The 20,098-nt window shown below is 53.2% G+C and carries 16 protein-coding genes and 1 other RNA gene; 7 read left to right on the top strand and 10 right to left on the bottom strand.

Features of this window, described 5'->3' with window-relative positions; genetic code table 11:
* The first annotated feature begins 166 nt into the window (after positions 1–166).
* On the top strand, positions 167–1,690 hold the full coding sequence (locus TMES_RS11280; protein WP_158091228.1) for a DNA sulfur modification protein DndB: 1,524 nt from the start codon (positions 167–169) through the stop codon (positions 1,688–1,690).
* A 173-nt stretch (positions 1,691–1,863) separates the two neighbouring features.
* On the opposite strand, the gene TMES_RS11285 is transcribed toward TMES_RS11280, so the two are convergent.
* From TMES_RS11285 to TMES_RS11310, 6 genes are all read right to left on the bottom strand, one after another.
* Positions 1,864–5,502, bottom strand: a complete 3,639-nt coding sequence (locus TMES_RS11285; protein WP_085582509.1) for a hydantoinase B/oxoprolinase family protein — start codon at positions 5,500–5,502, stop codon at positions 1,864–1,866.
* A gap of 87 nt (positions 5,503–5,589) precedes the next feature.
* Positions 5,590–6,888, bottom strand: a complete 1,299-nt coding sequence (locus tag TMES_RS11290) for a TRAP transporter large permease (protein WP_085582511.1) — start codon at positions 6,886–6,888, stop codon at positions 5,590–5,592.
* Positions 6,889–6,902: 14 nt separating this feature from the next.
* Positions 6,903–7,415 (bottom strand): TRAP transporter small permease, encoded by a 513-nt coding sequence (locus tag TMES_RS11295; protein WP_085582862.1) that lies wholly within the window; start codon positions 7,413–7,415, stop codon positions 6,903–6,905.
* A 120-nt stretch (positions 7,416–7,535) separates the two neighbouring features.
* Positions 7,536–8,510 (bottom strand): TRAP transporter substrate-binding protein, encoded by a 975-nt coding sequence (locus tag TMES_RS11300; protein WP_085582513.1) that lies wholly within the window; start codon positions 8,508–8,510, stop codon positions 7,536–7,538.
* Positions 8,511–8,630: 120 nt separating this feature from the next.
* A complete protein-coding gene (locus TMES_RS11305) occupies positions 8,631–8,876 on the bottom strand; it encodes a hypothetical protein (RefSeq protein WP_085582515.1) in 246 nt (81 codons plus the stop codon).
* 24 nt (positions 8,877–8,900) lie between these two features.
* Positions 8,901–9,410 (bottom strand): winged helix DNA-binding protein, encoded by a 510-nt coding sequence (locus tag TMES_RS11310; protein ID WP_085582517.1) that lies wholly within the window; start codon positions 9,408–9,410, stop codon positions 8,901–8,903.
* Between the two features lie 442 nt (positions 9,411–9,852).
* On the opposite strand from TMES_RS11310, the gene TMES_RS11320 reads away from it, so the two are divergent.
* The 4 genes from TMES_RS11320 (at position 9,853) to TMES_RS11335 (ending at position 14,571) form a co-directional block, all read left to right on the top strand.
* Positions 9,853–10,665 carry a TerB family tellurite resistance protein gene (locus tag TMES_RS11320; RefSeq protein WP_085582521.1) on the top strand — a complete coding sequence of 271 codons (813 nt, stop codon included), beginning with the start codon at positions 9,853–9,855 and terminating at the stop codon, positions 10,663–10,665.
* Positions 10,666–10,858: 193 nt separating this feature from the next.
* Entirely contained in the window at positions 10,859–12,694 is a 1,836-nt protein-coding gene (locus TMES_RS11325) for an ATP-binding cassette domain-containing protein (protein ID WP_085582523.1), read from the top strand.
* A 265-nt stretch (positions 12,695–12,959) separates the two neighbouring features.
* Positions 12,960–13,832, top strand: a complete 873-nt coding sequence (locus tag TMES_RS11330; protein WP_085582525.1) for a DMT family transporter — start codon at positions 12,960–12,962, stop codon at positions 13,830–13,832.
* Positions 13,833–13,836: 4 nt separating this feature from the next.
* A complete protein-coding gene (locus tag TMES_RS11335) occupies positions 13,837–14,571 on the top strand; it encodes an N-acetylmuramoyl-L-alanine amidase (RefSeq protein ID WP_085582527.1) in 735 nt (244 codons plus the stop codon).
* Positions 14,572–14,855: 284 nt separating this feature from the next.
* Here TMES_RS11335 and TMES_RS11340 read toward each other — a convergent pair whose 3' ends face one another.
* Positions 14,856–15,623 carry a substrate-binding periplasmic protein gene (locus TMES_RS11340; RefSeq protein ID WP_143589630.1) on the bottom strand — a complete coding sequence of 256 codons (768 nt, stop codon included), beginning with the start codon at positions 15,621–15,623 and terminating at the stop codon, positions 14,856–14,858.
* 251 nt (positions 15,624–15,874) lie between these two features.
* Here TMES_RS11340 and rnpB point away from each other — a divergent pair.
* An RNA gene (gene rnpB / locus TMES_RS11345) (RNase P RNA component class A) lies at positions 15,875–16,276 on the top strand.
* A gap of 82 nt (positions 16,277–16,358) precedes the next feature.
* On the opposite strand, the gene TMES_RS11350 is transcribed toward rnpB, so the two are convergent.
* Positions 16,359–16,982, bottom strand: a complete 624-nt coding sequence (locus TMES_RS11350; protein WP_085582531.1) for a pyridoxamine 5'-phosphate oxidase family protein — start codon at positions 16,980–16,982, stop codon at positions 16,359–16,361.
* 53 nt (positions 16,983–17,035) lie between these two features.
* On the bottom strand, positions 17,036–17,620 hold the full coding sequence (locus tag TMES_RS11355) for a cysteine hydrolase family protein (RefSeq protein WP_143589631.1): 585 nt from the start codon (positions 17,618–17,620) through the stop codon (positions 17,036–17,038).
* Positions 17,621–17,759: 139 nt separating this feature from the next.
* Between TMES_RS11355 and TMES_RS11360 the strand changes: the two genes are divergently transcribed.
* Positions 17,760–18,773, top strand: coding sequence for a GlxA family transcriptional regulator (locus TMES_RS11360; RefSeq protein ID WP_211275911.1), 1,014 nt, complete (start codon positions 17,760–17,762; stop codon positions 18,771–18,773).
* On the opposite strand, the gene corA is transcribed toward TMES_RS11360, so the two are convergent.
* The gene (gene corA / locus TMES_RS11365) at positions 18,751–20,013 is read right to left on the bottom strand and encodes a magnesium/cobalt transporter CorA (RefSeq protein ID WP_085582533.1); all 1,263 of its coding nucleotides are present in this window, start codon (positions 20,011–20,013) and stop codon (positions 18,751–18,753) included. The genes TMES_RS11360 and corA overlap by 23 nt on opposite strands.
* Positions 20,014–20,098: the final 85 nt, after the last annotated feature.

A 20,098-nucleotide genomic window follows, 5' to 3' on the forward strand; every position in this document is an offset into this window, starting at 1 on the left:
ACCAGAACCACAGGTGAGGTACAACAAAAAATCGAGCGCTTCCAATCTCCATTCACCGCCTGAAAAAAACCAGGGAATCAAAAAAAATAACCAGGCGAAAAAATACATTGACCTGGATTAAAAAAAACAACATCCTGGGTTTAATAAAGTCAACCGGAGAATGACAATGGAACCGACAAGATCTCTCGGCGATGTAGCCAACAACATTGATTCACAAGTTCAAACCCTGACCGTATTGGTCGGGGAAAATTTAGGGTACACCACGCTAAAAACGTCGATGACACTACGTCAGTTCATTGACATGTCGTGGGTAGCCAACAAAAGTAACAACTCATCCCATGAGGCATTCAAAGAAGAAGCGATTGCTCAAAGAAACTTGATCCCTGCCCATGTCAAAGGTTTAGCCCAATACACGTTAATGGGACTTGTTAAGTCGCAAATTAGAATAAGAAACAAACAGGGAAAGTCGGTTTCAGAAGAAATTAAAAAAATCGCCTCATCATTACCAAATGGCCCGTATGCCTCATTACAACCTGTCGTTTGCAACATCAGAAATTGCCAGTTCGGGGGCACTGACTTACAGGTACAACCGATAAAAGATCGACTAGATATTGATACTGGTGTTTACAAGGTCCCATTAGGACAACGTCAATTACTATATGTGGTTGACGGTCAGCATCGCCGCGCAGGGTTTGAACAAGTTCTCGATTTTTTAAAAGACGTCTGCAGAACATACAAATATCCAAAACGAGGTATATTTTCACCTTCTAGCTATAATGGAGAAATAATCAGTGAATCAGAAAACGATTTTTGGCAGGATGTTCTTGATTTAGCCTTGACCCGATCGACACTGGCTATAGAAATCCATCTCGGATTGAACGCTGAGCAAGAACAGCAAATGTTTGTTGATCTAAACTCAAAATCAAAAACTGTCCAAGTATCGTTTGTAAATAGCTTCGACCATGCTGACCCGATCAACAAGTACATTAACGACATACTAATTTCAGAAAAAATTTTGCCATTTCAACCTTCTGATGAAGATCAATCGGATTGGCACAAAGACAAAGGGCAGCTAAAAAGAAAAGATTTAAAACAAATAAATAGTTTGCTTTTACTTGGGAAAACGACATCAAACACGGCAACTCCGTCTATCATCGAAGAGAGATCTGAGTTTGGTAGAAAATTTTGGAACGCTGTCTCGAGCATTAAACACTTTGGAAAAGATGGTGCCAAAGCTAAAACTATTTCACAACAGCCTGTCGTATTAAAGGCATTAGCGAAACTATCTTTTGACCTCGGCTATGGAACACCTGCAATTAGAGATCAACAGTCTTTGAGCAAATTGTTTTCAGAAATTAAAGATGGCAAACTAATCTTTAGCCACGAAAACGAAGTATGGCGATCATTGTTTTACAATGAAGAAGATAGAAATAAAAAATTTCCCGGCATCGAGGAATATATATACATCCCAAGTCAAACCAACCTTGATGCCGGGACTTGGGATGAAGACAACAAATGGGTGAGATACGGATCGAGACACAATGACATTTATCCTCGCTTAGGAGATATCATTCGTTTTCAATTAGATCTCCCCCCCCGTCCGACAGTAAAAAAGTCAATTGAAAACAACGAAAAAGAGAAATTAGCCAAAGAACTTATAAAGGACCTCCACTTCCCTTCTCTTGAGTAAAATTCCGGATACATTCCTCCAAAAATTCAACGTATCTTCCGTTACTGGTAAAGTAAAAAAGCCGCCCGGTCTCCCGGGCGGCAAGTTTTTAAGGGAGCATCACTTGATGCCGAACTGCTGAAGGGAGCAGCCCATTATTGGGTGTTGGCGGGCAAAGGTCTGAGATGGGGGTCTCAGGCTTTGCCGTAGCCGCCGCCACCCGGGGTCTCGATGATGAAAACATCACCGGGATTCATTTCGGTGCCATCGGTACCTTTAAGTTCGGTTACTGTGCCATCGGTGCGTTCAACCGCATTGCGGCCCAGCTTGCCCGGCTTGCCGCCAGCAACGGCCTGAACCGGCACGCGACGATGGTTGGACAGGATGGATGCCGTCATTTTTTCAAGGAAACGAACCCGGCGTACTGTGCCATCCCCGCCCTTGAATTCGCCATCCCCGCCAGAGCCGGTACGAATACCGAAACTTTCAAGCAGGACCGGAAAGCGCCATTCCAGCACTTCGGGGTCGGTCAGACGCGAGTTGGTCATGTGCGTATGCACACCTGACGTTCCGTTATAGCCCGGCCCCGCCCCGGTACCGCCGCAGATGGTTTCGTAATATTGGTGTTCATCATTGCCATAGGTGAAGTTGTTCATCGTGCCCTGCGCGCCCGACATGGTGCCAAGGGCGGCATAAAGCGCATCGGTGACATGCTGGCTGGTTTCAACATTGCCCGCCACAACCGCAGCAGGGTGAACCGGGTTCAACATCGAACCTTCCGGCACAATCAGATCCACCGGTTTCAGACAGCCGGCATTCAGCGGAATGTCATCATCCACCAGTGTTCTAAACACATACAGCACAGCCGCCCGTGTCACCGCCGACGGTGCATTGAAATTGTTATCAAGCTGCGACGATGTGCCGGTGAAATCAACCGTTGCTGAACGATCTTCCTTGTTGATGGTGACCTTGACGCGAACAACGGCACCGTTATCCATTTCATAGGCAAATTCGCCGTCATTCAAGCCAGCAAGCACCCGGCGAACGCTTTCTTCGGCGTTATCCTGCACATGCTTCATATAGGCATGAACAACATCAAGGCCGAAATGATCGACCATTTTGCGCAGTTCCTGAACACCCTTTTCGTTGGCCGCAATCTGGGCCTGCAAATCGGCGATGTTCTGATACGGGTTACGCGCCGGGTAAGTCGCCCCTTCGAGCAAGGCAGTTAAACCGGCTTCGTCAAACTTGCCCTGATCAACCAGTTTGAAATTGTCGATCAGAACGCCTTCTTCCTCCAGCACGCGGGAATTGGGCGGCATGGAACCGGGCGTAATGCCACCAACATCGGCATGATGGCCGCGCGAGGCGACGTAAAACAGAATGCTTTTGCCGTCATCATCAAACACCGGGGTAATGGCGGTAATATCAGGCAAATGGGTGCCGCCATTATAGGGATCGTTAAGGATATAAACGTCGCCCGCCTTCATATTCCCGGCGTTTTTGGTCATCACTGCCTGAACGGATTCCCCCATGGAGCCCAAATGCACCGGCATATGCGGGGCATTGGCAATCAGCAAGCCTTGCTGGTCAAACAGCGCACAGGAAAAGTCCAGCCGTTCCTTGATATTGACCGAGTAAGATGTATTGGCGAGCGTGACCCCCATCTGTTCGGCAATGTTCATGAACAGGTTGTTGAAAACCTCCAGCATCACCGGGTCGGCTTCGGTGCCAATGGCTTCGCTGCGTTTAAGCGGTACAACACGCGTTACCACCAAATGATCGCGGCCATTCACCTTTGCTTCCCAGCCCGGATCAATCACGGTGGTGCCCACCGGTTCAACAATCACGCACGGGCCGCTTACAACGGCACCCGGTTTCATGTCTTCGCGCTTGTAAAACGGCGTGTCGTGGGCTTCACCGCCAAATACCACCCGGCGGGTTGCAAGGGCCGCGACTGCGCTATCGCCCATTTCAACGGCCTGGGCATCTGGCAGGCTTTCGGTTTCGCCAATCGCCTCCACCGCCACGGCTTCGACCACCAGCGGTTTTTCAGCCATGACAAAGCCGTAACGCTGTTTGTGCTGGTCTTCAAACTGGGCGGTAATCGCCTCGGCACTGCCAAAATCAACAATCAACGGGTTATCGGTGCCGTCATAACGCAAATGCAGCTTTTTCAGCAGGCTGATTTTATCATCATTAATGCCCTGTTCGTGCAGTTCGGCGCGTGCCTCAACACCCAGCTTATCAAGCTGCTGATCAAGGTTTGCCAGCTCGTCACTTTCAAGGCGGGCTTCAACGGCCTGTTCACGCATGGCGCGGATATCGGCCACGCCCATGCCATAGGCCGATAACACCCCGGCAAAGGGATGAACGAAAACCCGGGTCATGCCCAGCGTATCGGCCACCTGGCAGGCATGCTGCCCGCCGGCCCCGCCGAAACATTGCAAAATATAATCCGACACATCATAACCGCGCTGTACCGAAATTTGCTTGATCGCGTTGGCCATGTTTTCGACCGCGATGCGCAGAAAACCCTCGGCCACTTCTTCGCTGGTCATGTCATTGCCAGTGTCGGCCTTGATTTTGGCCGCCATTTCGGCAAAGCGGGTTTTAACTGCTTCCTCATCTAACGGTTCGTTGCCTTCGGGGCCAAAAACCGGCGGGAAAAAATCGGGCTGAACCTTGCCCAGCATCACGTTAATATCGGTCACCGCCAGCGGCCCGCCGCGACGATAAGCCGCAGGGCCGGGATTGGCACCGGCACTGTCAGGGCCAACGCGGAAACGTGCGCCATCAAAATGCAGGATCGAGCCACCACCCGCCGCAACGGTATGGATTTTCATCATCGGCGCGCGCATGCGCACCCCGGCAACCTGGGTTTCAAAATCGCGTTCATATTCGCCGTCATAATGCGAAACGTCGGTCGATGTGCCGCCCATGTCAAAACCGATGACCTGTTTATAGCCATCCATTTCGGCCGTACGCACCATGCCAACAACACCGCCCGCCGGACCCGACAGAATGGCATCCTTGCCCTGGAATTTGGACGCATCGGTCAACCCGCCGTTAGACTGCATGAACATCAGTTTCACACCGCCAAGCTGACCGGCAACCTGATCGACATAGCGCCGCAAAATCGGCGACAGATAGGCATCGACCACCGTGGTATCGCCGCGCGACACCAGCTTCATCAGCGGGCTGACCTCGTGGCTGACGGATACCTGGGTAAAGCCGATATCGCGCGCAATTTCAGCCGCCGCCATTTCGTGCGCGCTGTAACGATAGCCATGCATAAACACAATGGCGCAGGCACGAATGCCGTCATCAAAGGCGGTTTGCAAGTCATAGCGCAACTGGTCGCGGTCCAGCGCTGTCAGTTCCTCGCCCTGCGCGTTAAAGCGTTCGGCGGCCTCGATCACCTGTTCATACAGGGATTCGGGCAGTTTAACGTTGCGGTCAAACAGGCGCGGACGGTTTTGATAAGCAATGCGCAAGGCATCGCGAAAACCCGCCGTGGTGACCAGAACGGTGCGGTCGCCTTTGCGTTCGAGCAAGGCATTGGTAGCCACCGTGGTGCCCATTTTAACCGCTTCGATCAGATGTGCCGGGATATCATCGCCGGGGGCAACATTTAACAATTCGCGAATGCCCTGAATGGCGGCATCCTTGTAACGTTCCGGGTTTTCCGACAGCAATTTGTGGGTTAGCAGGGTTCCATCGGGCTTGCGGGCAACAATATCGGTAAAGGTGCCGCCACGGTCCACCCAGAACTGCCATTTTGCAGTATCGGCGTTGTTGGTTTGGGTCGTGTTTTTGTCATGCGAAGCCATGATGCTTACTCCTTGAGCATCGGAAATTCAGAAATAGCGGGGCAGCGCAACCGGCCGTGCCGGTTGCACAGTGCCTAATTCATTTGCCTAATTCATTTGTGCGGGCAGCCAGGTGGCAATGCCGGGGAAAATCGTGATCAGGGCCACAGCCCCCATCAGCAAAAAGAAGAACGGCAGGGCCGCAAGGGCGATGGAAAACAGGTTTTTTCCGGTAAGCCCTTGCAAAACAAACAGGTTAAAGCCAACCGGCGGGGTGATTTGCGACATTTCAACCACCAGCACCACGTAAATGCCAAACCATAACAGGTCGATATGGGCCGCCTGCACCATCGGCAGGATCACCGATGTGGTTAAAACCACCACCGAAATGCCATCAAGAAAACAGCCCATAACAATGAAGAACAAGGTCAGCATCGCCAGCAGGGCATAGGGCGACAGGTTCATATCCGAAATCAGCCCGGCCAGTTCGCGCGGAATGCCGGTAAAGCCCATGGCGACGGTTAAAATCGACGCCCCGGCCAGAATAAAGCAGATCATGCACGATGTGCGGGTAGCCCCCATCAGCCCATCAACAAAGCTGGCCCAGTTTAACGTGCGGCTAAAGGCCGACAGGATCAGGGATCCTACCACACCAAAGGCTGCGGCCTCGGTCGGGGTGGCAATGCCGCCGTAAATGGAGCCAATAACAGCGGTAATCAGCAAGATCACCGGAATAAGCCGGCCCGATGCACGAACCTTGTCCATAAACGGCATACTCGGTGCGGCGGGGGGCATTTTATCCTTGTGGATGGTCGCCCAGATCATGACAAAGCCCATAAACAGAACAATCAGCATGATGCCCGGCAACACCCCGGCAATAAACAGCCGCGCAATCGACAGTTCGGCCGACACCCCATAGACAATCAGAATGATCGAAGGCGGAATAAGCAAACCCAGCGTGCCAGACCCGGCAAGGGTGCCCAAAATCAGTTTGTCGGCATAGCCCTGCTTGCGCAATTCGGGGATCGACATGCGGCCAATGGTGGCTGCCGTTGCCGCAGACGACCCCGACACAGCCGCAAAAATGCCGCAGCCCAGAATATTCACATGCAACAGCCGACCGGGCAGTTTGTTCAGCCACGGGGCAAGGCCGGTAAACATGTCTTCGGACAGGCGGGACCGAAACAGAATTTCGCCCATCCAGATAAACAAAGGTAACGGGGCCAGCGACCAGGTGGCAATGCTGCTCCAGGCGGTGGTGGCCATAACCGGGCCGGTTTGCGCGCCCGAGAAAAACCCGAGACCAATAATGCCAACGGCAAACAACGACAATGCCACCCACAGACCCGCACCCAGAAACAAAAACAGCAGCGCCATCAGGATCAGGCCGATTTCAAGTACTTCCATGTGACCATACTCCCCTATTCGGTCATGTCGCTGGTTTCGCGATCGGCAAAAACGGTGGGCCGACCCCAAAGCGTGTCTATCAGGCCTTCGATCAGGGCAAGTGTCAGCATGGCCAAACCAAAGGTCATGGCCGATTGCGGTATCCATAACGGGAACGCCAGCACACCGGGAGAGGCATCGCCGTAGGAAAAACTTTCCTGCGATAAAACCCCCATCCACCAGGTAAAATAACCGGCCAGAAACACGGCAAAGACCAGGGTTAACAGTTCCATTACCCGGCGGGTCATTCCGGTAAGGTGGCTGACCACCAGCAACACCCGAATGTGCGAGCCCTGCCGCAACGACGGCCCCAGGGCAAGGAACGTGCCCGCTGCCAGGCAAAACCCGGCCAGATCGTTGGCATCGGGAATGACATGCCCCAACAGACGCCCGATGGACTGTGAAAGAATAAGCAGTGCGATCGTCACCAGAAACACAGCTGCCAAAATCGACGTTATTCCAAAAAGAATATCCAGTGATTTACGCACAACAATCCCCTTTCCGCCCGGCAAACCCGGTGGTTGACATTAACAGACAGAATATCATTTTGACGGTTGGTTGTCCGGGGGTCGGATTGATACCGAACCCCGGCAACCCAAGGGAGGATGTTATTTCTTGTAGGCGTCGATAATGGCCTGGCCTTCGTCACCGGTTTCTTTCAACCAGTCAGCCACCATTTTGTCGCCTGCTTTTGCCAGGCCGTCTTTAAGTTCGGCGCTGGGGGCGGCAACATTCATGCCGTTTTCTTTAAGTTCGGCTTTTTTGGCATCGGCTTCGGCCATGCTCATTTTCCAGCCGCGCGTTTCGGCTTTGGCGGCCGCATCCATCACTGCTTTCTGCACATCAGCCGACAGGTGATCAAACGATTTGGCGTTCACAATCACCATATTTTTGGGCAACCATGCCTGCACGTCATAAAAATTATCTACAAAGTCCCATGCCTTGGAATTCGCCCCGGTCGAAGGGGATGTCATCATGGCTTCAACAATGCCGGTGGCAAAGGCGGTCGGAATTTCCGGTACTTCAACCTGGGTTGCGACCATGCCGGTCAACTGGGCCAGTTGCGACGTGGTGGTGTTGTATGCCCGGAATTTAAGCCCTTTAAGGTCGGCAACCGAATTAACTTCCTTGGCGGTATAAAGGCCCTGTGACGGCCACGGCACCGCATAAAGAACTTTCAGACCGTCTTTTTCCAGCTTGGCTTCGATGGCGCTGCGTGAAACGTCCCACAGTTTCTTCGCATCATCATAGCTGGTGGCGAGAAACGGTATCGCATCGACGGTGTAAATCGGGTCTTCATTGGCCAGAAGCGAAATCAGAACTTCGCCAATTGGCACCAGACCGCGCTGGACCGACCGTTTGATTTCCGCATGTTTAAACAGCGAGCCGCCCGAATGAACGGTCAGGGACAATTCGCCATTGGTTGCGGTTTCCACATCCTTGGCAAATTCCATGATATTCTGGGTATGGAATGTCGCATCAGGATAGGGCGTTGCCATATCCCATTTCTCAGCCGCCATTGCTGCCCCTGCCGAAAAAGTCATTGCCGCCAGAGCAACTGCCGAAAGCGCTTTTTTCATCATTTTTAGTCTCCCGTTTTTGGTTTTTAGATCAGCCTTCCAACAAAACGGTCACATTTTATCGTTATTTTGTCAACGTCATTTCAGGGCTGCCATGCAAAAAGCTGGATGCCCATTTTTTAGTCACCAAAAACCAGAATTAACGCCTTGAAACAAAATATTTATTCCCCAAAACTGATACATAAAAGGCAATGGTACCAAAACAAAAACGGCAACCCCCTTCACAGGAAGCTGCCGTTGATTTGGCTGATTTATAAAAACAACAGACTCGAAACGTTTTAAAAAAACCGCTGTAAAACCCACGGTAAAACCAACTGCAAAACAGGCCTGTTCCCCACCGCCCGCCCGGTTATTTCCCGGCCAGCCCAAGGCGATAGCACCGGGGAAACCGGTTTACATGGCGCTGGCGGAACGCGATGCCTGATCATAAACACCCGATATCGCGCGCAGGGTTTTGGCCACATCGCCGACTTCGTCGTGATTAACGCCCAGCCGTTCAAAGGTTTCGATCAGGCAGGCTTCGCGGACTTCACGATAGCGCTGGCACAGATCGCGCCCTTCTTTCGACGTGCCATAATGCACTTCCTTGCCCCGTTTGATGCCATCAACAAACCCCAGCTTACGCAGTTTCTTCAACGCGTAATTCACCAGATGGCTGTCTTCAACATTCAAAACGAAACACACTTCCGACAGGCTTTTTTCACGCTCGCGCGAATTAACATTATGCAGAACCAGAATATCAAGGATCGACAGGTCCGGCACCCCGGCGGCGCGCATGCATCGCACAACCCAACGGTTAAAGGCATTACCAGACAGGATCAGGGCAAATTCCAGTTCGGATAATTCCGCTGCCCGCTCGGACACCAGATGCGAAGATGAAACGATATGCTGTTTTTCTGCCATGTTCGATGTTCCTGTTGTTTTTATATATGGACCCAAACCACGGTCGCACCCGGACGGTATTTAACGCCCTGAAAACGGTTTATCGTTATTTTATCGCAAAAAAACATGCTCCGACAAGCATAGATGCACGTGCTGTTATCAACAACTTGTCATCAAAGCGCCCGCGTTCTGGCGACAAAGGCCGGTATTTCATCTGGTCGATGCGATCAAAACACATGCTGCCGCAACCGGAATTAAAACGTTCCATGCGGTGAATGACGCCGCCATTGCGCAGCACCCCTGTCAAATTCAACATGAATGTCTTAAAATCAAAGCTGATATTGCCCCATTCACGGCGCAGGCTTGCCCTGCGGACGTTGGTATCTTATTTGTCAGGCAGCAAATCTTTCCACTGGCGCCGTGTTTCACTGCACCGCCCTTTTCAGACCGGAGCATCGAGACCATGAGCATTTGGGGAAAAATTATTGGCGGCGCCGCGGGTTTTGCCCTGGGCGGACCGCTAGGCGCCATATTGGGTGCGACCGCCGGGCACATGGTGGATAAAGCCAAAGAGGGCGGCTTTAACCAGGAACGCATTTCATCGCAGGGCGGGCCATGGGGCCAACAAGGTGCAGGCGGCAACCCGTGGGGCCAGCGTGCAGGCCAGTTTGGCGGGGCCGACCCGCGCCAGATTGCCTTTGCCACCGGGGTTATTGTGCTGGCGGCCAAAATGGCCAAAGCCGATGGCAATGTCACCCGCGAGGAAATCAACGCATTCAAGCGCCTGTTTCATGTCAGCGGCCCCGATGCCACCCAGGTCGGCCAGATATTTGATGCCGCGCGCAAATCGTCCGATGGTTACGAACCCTATGCCCGCCAGATTGCCCAGATGTTTGCCGGTGAACGGGCTGTATTGGAAAGCATCCTTGAGGCCCTGCACCAGATTGCCCTGTCTGATGGCAGTTTGCACCCGGCAGAAAAGGAATATCTGCGCAAGGTTGCCAATATTTTTGGCTTTGCCGATGTTGATTTTGACCGGGTTCACCAGGGCAACACCGCCCCGTCCGGGCAATTGGACCCGTATAAACAACTGGGCATGACCCGCGATGCCAGCAACGAGGACTTAAAGGCAGCACATCGCAAATTATCGCGCGAAAACCACCCCGACCTTCTGATGGCCAAGGGCATGCCCGAAGAATTTGTCGAACAGGCCAACGAAAAAATGGCCCGCATCAACGCCGCCTGGGACCAGATTTGCAAGGAACGCAATATCTGATAAACACGGCAATCAATTGCCATCATCGGATGCCATAAATCCCGATGATGCGGGCATAATTGCGAAAATGCCCCGTCACCGTGCTTTTGCACGGCTGCTGTGCCTGGTGAAATCATGATTTCACTTGCGCAGCAGCGCTTTTTGCGGTTTGCAAGGGGCAACATTTACACCGGTTTTAAGGTTTTGGTTTTTCATGGCGCCACCGCTGATTAATATTAACGACATTCGCCTGACATTTGGCGGCAATGATCTGTTTTCCGACGTATCGCTGGCGATTGGCGACCGCGACCGTTTGTGCCTGGTTGGGCGTAATGGCGGGGGCAAATCGACCCTGTTAAAAATCATCGCTGGTGAAATCGAGGCCGATGGCGGCGAACGGTTTGTGCAACCCGGTTGCAAGGTGGCCTATCTGGCCCAGGAACCCCGGTTTGATAAATACAGCACGGTCGAGGAATATGTCCTGAGCGCGCTGGAAGATCACGAAGACGAGTATGCCTATCGGGCCTATATGCTGCTTGATGCGGTTAAAATCGACCCGCAAGCCAACCCCAACAATCTTTCGGGTGGTGAAGGCCGCCGGGCTGCGATTGCGCGTGCGCTGATCGCCGACCCGCAGGTTTTGCTGCTTGACGAGCCGACCAACCATTTGGACTTGCCGACCATCGAATGGCTGGAAAGCGAGATCAAGGCGTTTCGCGGTGCCGTCGTGGTGATTTCGCATGACCGGGCGTTTTTGAACGCGGTGTCGAACGGTGTTTTATGGCTTGATCGCGGGGTTATGCGCCGTAACGATCAAAACTTTGCCCTGTTTGACGACTGGTCCGAAGAAGTTTACCGCAAGGAAGCCGAAGAACGCGCCAAGCTGGATAAACTGATTGCCCAGGAATCGGTTTGGGCGGTACAGGGCATTTCGGCGCGTCGTAAACGTAACCAGGGCCGCTTGCGCCGGTTATATGACATGCGCCACGAACGCTCCCAGCAGGAAGGCCGCATTGGCAATATTTCGCTGGCATCCGATTCCGGGTCCACATCGGGCAAGGTCGTGATTGAAGCCACCGAGATTGGCAAGTCCTGGGAAGACAAACACATTATTTCCGGCTTTTCGACCCGCATTTTGCGCGGCGACAAGGTTGGCATTATTGGTCCGAACGGGGCGGGTAAAACCACCCTTTTGAAAATGCTGACCGGGCAGATCGAACCCGATGAAGGCACGATTAAAATCGGCACCAACCTGACGCCGACCTATTTCGACCAGAAACGTGCCGCACTTGATGATACCAAAACCCTGTGGGATACCCTGTGCGATGTTGGCGGTGACCAGATCATGGTGCGCGGCAACCCGCGCCATGTGGTCAGCTATCTGCGCGATTTTCTGTTTGATGAAAAACAGGCGCGCAGCCCCGTTGGAGCCCTGTCGGGTGGCGAGCGTAACCGGCTATTGCTGGCAAAACAGCTGGCAAAGCCGACCAACCTTCTGATCATGGATGAGCCGACCAACGACCTTGATATGGATACGCTGGACCTGTTGCAGGAAATGCTGTCGGAATATGAAGGCACCCTGATCCTTGTCAGCCATGATCGTGATTTTCTCGATCGGGTTGTGACGTCATCGATCGTGATGGAAGGCAACGGCGTTGCCACCGAATATCCCGGTGGTTATTCCGATTATGTGCATTTGCGCGCCCTGTCGGCCAAGGCCGAAAGCGATACCGGCGTTTCCAACACCAAGCCAATCAAGCGGGGCGGCGGCAAGGGTGGCAATGCGGCCCCGGCCAAAGCCAAAAGCAAGGCCAAACTCAGCTATAAGGACCAGCGCGACTATGACACGCTGCCTGCCGAGATTGAAAAACTGGAAACCGAAATAAAGCAGATCGAAGGCGAACTTGCCGACGGCAAGCTGTTTTCCACCAACCCTGATGCCTTCCAAAAAAAGCTGGACCGGATAGAAGCCGCGCGCGCCGAAGCCGCCAAGGCCGAAGAACGCTGGCTGGAAGTTGAAGTAATGCGCGACGAACTGGGTATTGAATAAGCCCTGTCACCGCCAAAACCGCTTCATTAACGCAGATTAACAAACAGAGAGAGCCAAGCGGTTCTCTCTGTTTTTGTTTGCAAACCCGATTGACGGGTGAAAACGCACACGACAATGCACGCAGGCTGCACATTTTTGCATCCGGGGGTTACGTGCTTCAGGCTTGAGTCATTCCAGACAAACACGTAACCATGAAGGTAAAGTCAATTGGCCGCTGTGGTTTTGCGCCATCGCAATTATCGCCACTGCATTTTCAGGTTGTGTCATGCCCATAAAAGCCGCTCTGCTGTCATTCTCTGTTGCCCTTATCTGGGGCATGAACATACTTACAGTCAAAGGGGCGGTCAGCGAAATTCCGCCGGTGATGCTTACCGCCATGCGCTTTGCCGCCGTGGCCCTGTTGCTGGTTCCGTTCACCAAAATCCCGCGAAAAAAGCTGGGCAAGCTGGCCTTGTTATCGGTTGTTTTTGGGTCCGGCCATTTCGGGGTGCTGTTTTGCGCCTTGTCAGTCCTGGACCCCGGCCCCGTCGCCATCATTGTTTTGCTGGGCGTGCCGTTTTCATCAATGCTGGCGACCTATTTCTTTAACGACCGGTTAGGCTGGAAACGCCTGCTGGGCATGACGCTGGCCTTTGTCGGCGTGATGCTGATGTTCTGGGACCCGGCAATGACCCATTTACAGGTGCCGTTGCTGCTGGTGGTGTTTGCCGCCTTGATGTGGGCCGTTGCCAATGTGTTAATTAAAAAGCTGGGCGACATTAACACCTTCGAACTGAATGGCTGGATGGCCCTGATGGCAGCGCCGCAATTGCTGGTTTTGTCCTTTATTCTGGAACCCGGTGCCATTGATGCCGTTATGAATGCAAGCTGGATGGCATGGGCAAATTTAAGTTTCACCGTTATCATGTCGTCAATTGTGGCGTACGGGTCGTGGTATTACCTGCTTAAAACCTATGATGTGAACCAGGTGGTGCCGTGGTCGTTGCTGGCCCCGGTCGTCAGTGTCACGGGATCCATCCTGATATTTGGCGAAACGATCAGCACCTTTAAAATCATCGGCGGGATAACGGTTTTGGTCGGTGTTGCGGTTATCATGTTGCGCAAACCACCGCAAAATCAGGAACAGGGAATGGATTAAACCAATGCCGGAGCCGCAAGACCAGCACCCACAAAGCAATCACCCCGTCATCTGGCACCCCTCGCCCAATTTTGGCGACCGCCCGGCAGATTGCGCAATTGATATGCTGGTGCTGCATTATACCGGCATGCCCAATGGCGACATGGCGTTAACCCGCATGTGCGACCCGGCATCCCAGGTATCGGCCCATTATATGGTCGAGGAAGATGGCTGCATTTACCAGCTGGTGGCTGAATCCAAACGGGCATGGCATGGCGGGCGCGGCTATTGGCGCGGCTGTACCGATGTCAATTCACGCTCTGTCGGTATTGAAATTGTTAATCCGGGGCACGAATTTGGCTATCGCCCGTTCGCCGTTGCCCAGATCGATGCGGTTATTACCCTGTGCCAGGCGATATTGCGCCGACACAATATTCCCGCCCATAACATTATTGCCCATTCCGACATGGCACCAGACCGCAAGGAAGACCCTGGCGAATTGTTTCCCTGGCACCAACTGGCCGAAAATGGCATTGGCCTTTGGCCCCGGCATTTAGATGCTGACGCTGATGATAAAGAAGTTGATCCGGAAACGGTGTTTGACAGTTTATTGCAACAATTTGGCTATGGCCCGGGGCAAAAAACCGAAAACCGCATCGCATTTCAGCGCCACTGGCATCCGCAATGCCTTAACGGCCCCGCCAACGCGCACAGCATCGCGATCCTGAAAAACCTGATAAAACAGTGCCCTGCCCTATAACGGTGCGCCGCCACCTTGCCTAAAGCGTATTTCTTTTAATAATATCCATTTTGCCGATGCAGTCTACAGCCTGGCAAGGAGAAGTCCGCAGAGCGTAATGGGTTTACGGACAAGGATTTCGACGCGGCCAGGCGGTAGACTGCACCGGCCCGCAGGGTTTATTTTTGGCGGTGTTTGGCGGCGTTACACCGCTCGCCCGATGCGCCGCATCGCGCAGCGCGCTGTGCCTTGCCAAACGACACGCCAAAAACAAACAAAATGGGTCTTATTAAAAGAAATACGCTTTAGGGCATCAACCGTTCAAGGGGCAAAACCGGTTGACTGCTGCCAGAAAAATAGCGGCTAAACGCGATCTGGTTAAACCCCAGATGTTTATAATAAAGCCGGTCAATGGTGCCATCGGCAATCATGGTATTGATGGTTTTATCATAGTCGGCAAGGGGGGCTGACAAAGACGTTTTCAACCGCAAATAAAACGGTTCAATATCCACCGCAGGCAACAATGTTTTAAGGCCCGCCGGTTCGCGCACGGCATCGGCACCGAAATGAAGGCTGGCCAGATCGCGGAAAACAACATCGACATAATTGCGCCGGAGCATCAAAAGCCCATGGGCATTTTCGCCGACATCGACGCTGTACATATCGGGATTGTTGACGATGTTGTCGGGGTAATCATCACCCGCCACATGCAGCCAGTTGGCCCCTTCAAAGGTCGAAGGGCCGTGATAGGCTGTTTTGGGGTAACTTTCGCGGACTACAGCCACCAGAACCCGGCTGATCAGGCCAAAATGCGACGCCGTTAGCGGCTCAACCGTTTTTTCATTCAGGCTTTCATACAAAACACCGTCATAGACGCCATAGCGAATCCCAAAATGGCAGCGCGAATGCGGCATTTGCGTAAAACTGACCCGATAACCCGAGGTTTCAAACGCCTGACGTGCAATATCTATCGCCAACCCGGTCGGCCCGGCGCCATCGTCATAGGCATAAGGCTCCCAGCGGCTGAAACACAGGCGCAGGGTGTTGTCACCAGCCGCGACAGCATCCGGCATCCACGCAAACAGCCCTGTTAAAACGGCCAGACTTATCAGGAAAAAACGCAAAAACGGCTCCGGGACGGCAGGGGTGAAAGAACGGGAAAAACAACCAAGGCTTTATACTACCCTTAAGTATTGGACCCAAAGTTTAATTTTTCAAGGCTCCCCTGCATCTTTCTCATGCAAAAGGATAGGACTACTCCAACCCTTAGTATATATACGGCTTTTTCTTGACCTTGGCGCGTTGCTGGCGTAAACCGCGCCCACCAGATGGCTGGATGGCCGCCCTGAATTGCAGCGATGCAAAGCGGGGAGGAAAGTCCGGGCTCCACGGAAACACGGTGCCAGATAACGCCTGGCGGGGGCGACCCTAGGGAAAGTGCCACAGAAAGGAAACCGCCCGATCGCGCAAGCCATCGGGCAAGGGTGAAAGGGTGCGGTAAGAGCGCACCGGTCCTTCGGTAACGCGGGACGCATGGTAAACCCCACCGGGAGCAAAACCTAATAGGAATGGTCGGCCGGACGGTTCGCCGTTGTCGGCAGGCAGGTTTTCGAGCCACCATTCGGGTTGGTTGCAGGAGGCGTTCGGTGACGAACGTCCCAGATGAATGGCCATACAGTGCGGTTCGCCGCATGGACAGAACCCGGCTTACAGGCCATCTGGTATTTTTCTTTTAAAACAGTGCCCTTTGGGCAATAAGCGGCATTTACGCGCGGCTGGAAAATGCGAAACATTTCCCTTCGATACGTTTAGCCATGCTCGACAATTGACCGGGCGAAATGGGCATCGGTTTCTTCTTGCGAGGCTTCTTCGCCGCCCTCAATCGACAATTGGTCCTTGATGATTTTGCCCAAAGTCGGGAACGTTTTGCGGTCGATCTGGGCCGTCACATCCCACAAACGCGAGCGCATCAGCGATTTGGCACAATGCAGAAAAACTTCCTGCACCGTGATTTTAATCACGCTGATCGGCAATTTTCCGGTCGCGGCAAACAGATCGAGCAATTCAGGATCATCGCGCAATTCGGCAATGCCGTTAATGCGCAGGGTTTCGTTCATCCCCGGCACTAAAAACAGCAACCCGACCTGCGGGTTCGCCAGAATATTGGTCAATGTATCAAGGCGGCGGTTGCCCGGGCGATCAGGAATCAAAAGCGTTTTCTCATCCAGCACATGGACAAACCCCGGCCCGTCGCCACGCGGGCTGACATCGGCATTCCCGGTTTGATCGGCCGATGAAATAACCGCAAACGGTGCCAGCTCAATAAAGCGCCGGCAATGTTTATCAATCGCAGAAAGCTGTTTTTGCAGCGCAATTTCTAACGGAGGACCATAAACGTCCCGTAAATGATCCAGAGTTTCAATCTTCGCCACTTTGGCCTCCTGTGCTGCGATTTGGCCCAAACTGCGTCAAACAAAGTTGCAAGTCAATCGCAATGACCGACCTGTGACAGGATCTGGCCGGTTGTCAGGATGGTGGCAAATTCGCCCGACAGGCTGGCAAGATGCACATCGTGAACCAGCTGGGCGTCAAACACCCGGCCATCGGGCAACTTGCGATCAAAACAAAAGCAGGCATCGGCCGCCAAAATCGCGTCAAACCCCAAATTTCCGGCCATGCGGGTGGTGGTATTAACACAATGATCGGTGCTGATACCGCAAATCACCAAACGAGTACGATCAGCGGCGCGCAAATCGGCCTCAAGGCGGGTGCCGATAAAGCCTGAATTAACGTTTTTGCCATAAACCGCTTCACCATTTTGCGGGCGGGCGAAATGTTCAAAATCATGCCCCGGCTGCCCGGGATATAACCGCGATTGCGGCGATGTTGACCCATGCTGCACATGAATGACAGTGCCCCCATGTGCGCGCCAGTGGGCCAGCAACCGCGCAGCATTGTTTTCCGCATCGGGGTTATTGCGCTGCCCCCAATAATCAAGATCACGAAACCCTTGTTGCCAGTCAATCATGATCAGCACCGGCAGATTTTGCGTCAAAATATCGATCATCATGACACGCCCTTCGCGTTGTTAAAACAGAACACACCACATATCGGCGCGTCCTTACATGGCGGCTAGACTACCTGTTATAAAATTGGCATAAATGACAAACATCCCTTTATTCATGCCAATTTCACCAAAGGTAAAATGGATGACTGCGCCGCGCCGTATCGTTTTTGTCATGACCCCGCATTCGGTTTTGCTTGACGTGACCGGGCCGTTACAGGCCTTTCATGACGCCAATTTAATGATGGCACATACCGCCAACACCACAACGCCCGACCTGCCCCGGCCCCGGCCTTACGACATCGTGCTGGCATCGCAAAGCGGCGGGGCCATTGTGACCGACACCGGCATAGCCCTGCCCACCGTCGCCCTTGCCAGCCTTGGTGCCAAACCCATTGATACCCTGATCATCGCGGGCACGGACGAGCCATTAATTGCCCTAAACGATACGGCGTTGCTGGGTTGGTTGATGGCGCAAAAAACGCAGGTGCGCCGGATGGCATCGATATGCATCGGGGCATTTTTGTTAGGGGCGGCGGGGATATTGGACGGGCGCAAAGCGGTCACCCACTGGCGCTGGTGCGACAGGTTGCAAAGCCGTTTCCCCAAGGCGCATGTCAAAGCCGACCCGATTTATGTGCGCGACGGCCCGGTCTGGACATCAGCCGGTGTAACCACCGGCATTGATATGGCAATTGCCATGATCGAGGAAGATTTGGGCCGGGACGCCGCCCTGGCCGTCGCCCGCGGCCTGATCATGTTTATCAAGCGGCCCGGCGGCCAGTCACAATTTAGCCAGCCGTTAACCCAGCAAGCAGACGACCGCGACGGGCGGTTTGATACCTTGCATGTCTGGATGCGCAAAAACCTGCATTTACGCCTGGGTGTTGAAGATCTGGCTGCACAGGCCCATATGAGCCCGCGCAATTTTTCGCGCCTGTATGCCCGCGAAACCGGCACCGGCCCCGCCCATGCGCTAGAGAAAATGCGGCTTGATGCCGCCCGGAATTATCTGGAAAATACCGACAGTTCCGTCGCCCGCATTGCTGCCTTATGCGGCTTTGGCGATGATGAACGCATGCGGCGCTGTTTTGTCAAACATCTGGCGGTGGCCCCAAGCGACTATCGCGCGCGGTTTACAACCAGCCTTTGCGTTTGAAATACCAAAGCGGGCCCACAGCCGATAAAACCATCAAGGCAATCGCCAGCGGATAACCAAATTGCCAATGCAGCTCGGGCATGAATTGAAAGTTCATGCCGTAAATGCTGGCGATCAGGGTTGGTGGCAAAAAGGCAGCGGCGGCGACCGAGAAAATCTTGATGATATTATTCTGTTCCAGATTGATCATACCCAATGTGGCATCAAGCAGGAATGTCACCTTGTTGGCGACGAAATTGGCATGTTCGGTAATCGACAAAATATCGCGCGAAAGTGTTTTTAACCGCGCCTTGGCATCCTTTTTAAACCGGGCTTGCGTGTTTAAAAACAACGCCATCCGGTTCAGGTTCAAAAGGCTGTCCTTGGCTTTGCTGGCAAGGTTGCCTGCCCGGCCAATTCGGCGCAGGTTTTCGTGGTGATCCTGATCCGATCCGTTGCCTTCCTTGGAAAACACCGCATTGGAAATTTTTTCCAGATCAGCCACCGAAATTTCCATAATATCGGCCAGCCGGTCGACAATCTGTTCAAGCAAGCCCAGCAAAACCGCATCCGCCGAACTTGCCAGCCCCGGCGAACGTTTAACCCGGCGGGTAAAGGTTTTAAACGGGATCGGGTCGGCATAACGCAACGTGATCAGGGTTTTTTTAACCATGATAAACGAAACCGCGATCGATTCAGGATCATCGGTGGCGGCCTTGTTCAAAACCGTCACGGTCATAAACAGCGCCCCGTCTTCATCATACAACCGCGATGACAGCTCGATTTCCTGCATTTCTTCACGGGTTGGCACTTCAATCCCGAAACGGGCCTCGATCGCACGCAATTCGCTGGCGGTTGGCTCAAACAGATCAATCCAGACCGGAACCGCTTTGGCCGCCTTGCCCGGTGCCACAACCTTGGTTCCGGCAAGAACGGCAGGCGCACTGGCGGGCTCACTCGCCCGCTCGCGGGTAGGTTCACCTAGCTGTTCAGTTACAGGTTCGCCGTCGGCTTCACGCGCAAACTCGCGGGCAAGTTCCCGGTCCAGCTGTTTGGTCGGGTTATCGTTATCATGATAAATATCGTCGTCGCCGTCATCCGCGCCAAAGTCGTCATGGTTGGCAGTATGATTTTCGCTGCGTTCAATCGCGCCATGATCCTCGCCATCCGCCTCGGGCCGGGTAACGTCCCGTTCGGCATTTTCCGGCAAATCACTGTCAGTCGATATGCGCTGCGGGGCGTAAATTTCGTTGCTTTCCATGTACGTTCTCCGTCATGTCGGGCCGGGACATTTTGGCCATGTATGACTTGCAAGGCCGGTTTTGTCACCCTTTCAGTCGTGACAG

Origin of the sequence: Thalassospira mesophila, from assembly GCF_002115755.1 — a bacterium.
GTDB lineage: Bacteria > Pseudomonadota > Alphaproteobacteria > Rhodospirillales > Thalassospiraceae > Thalassospira > Thalassospira mesophila.

Excerpts from the sequence above, each read along its gene's own strand:
- TMES_RS11280 (WP_158091228.1), top strand. The coding sequence starts at position 167 with ATGGAACCGACAAGATCTCTCGGCGATGTAGCCAACAACATTGATTCA.
- TMES_RS11285 (WP_085582509.1), bottom strand. The coding sequence starts at position 5,502 with ATGGCTTCGCATGACAAAAACACGACCCAAACCAACAACGCCGATACT.
- TMES_RS11290 (WP_085582511.1), bottom strand. The coding sequence starts at position 6,888 with ATGGAAGTACTTGAAATCGGCCTGATCCTGATGGCGCTGCTGTTTTTG.
- TMES_RS11300 (WP_085582513.1), bottom strand. The coding sequence starts at position 8,510 with ATGATGAAAAAAGCGCTTTCGGCAGTTGCTCTGGCGGCAATGACTTTT.
- TMES_RS11310 (WP_085582517.1), bottom strand. The coding sequence starts at position 9,410 with ATGGCAGAAAAACAGCATATCGTTTCATCTTCGCATCTGGTGTCCGAG.
- TMES_RS11320 (WP_085582521.1), top strand. The coding sequence starts at position 9,853 with ATGAGCATTTGGGGAAAAATTATTGGCGGCGCCGCGGGTTTTGCCCTG.
- TMES_RS11325 (WP_085582523.1), top strand. The coding sequence starts at position 10,859 with ATGGCGCCACCGCTGATTAATATTAACGACATTCGCCTGACATTTGGC.
- TMES_RS11330 (WP_085582525.1), top strand. The coding sequence starts at position 12,960 with ATGCCCATAAAAGCCGCTCTGCTGTCATTCTCTGTTGCCCTTATCTGG.
- TMES_RS11335 (WP_085582527.1), top strand. The coding sequence starts at position 13,837 with ATGCCGGAGCCGCAAGACCAGCACCCACAAAGCAATCACCCCGTCATC.
- TMES_RS11340 (WP_143589630.1), bottom strand. The coding sequence starts at position 15,623 with ATGCCGGATGCTGTCGCGGCTGGTGACAACACCCTGCGCCTGTGTTTC.
- TMES_RS11355 (WP_143589631.1), bottom strand. The coding sequence starts at position 17,620 with ATGATGATCGATATTTTGACGCAAAATCTGCCGGTGCTGATCATGATT.
- TMES_RS11360 (WP_211275911.1), top strand. The coding sequence starts at position 17,760 with ATGACTGCGCCGCGCCGTATCGTTTTTGTCATGACCCCGCATTCGGTT.
- corA (WP_085582533.1), bottom strand. The coding sequence starts at position 20,013 with ATGGAAAGCAACGAAATTTACGCCCCGCAGCGCATATCGACTGACAGT.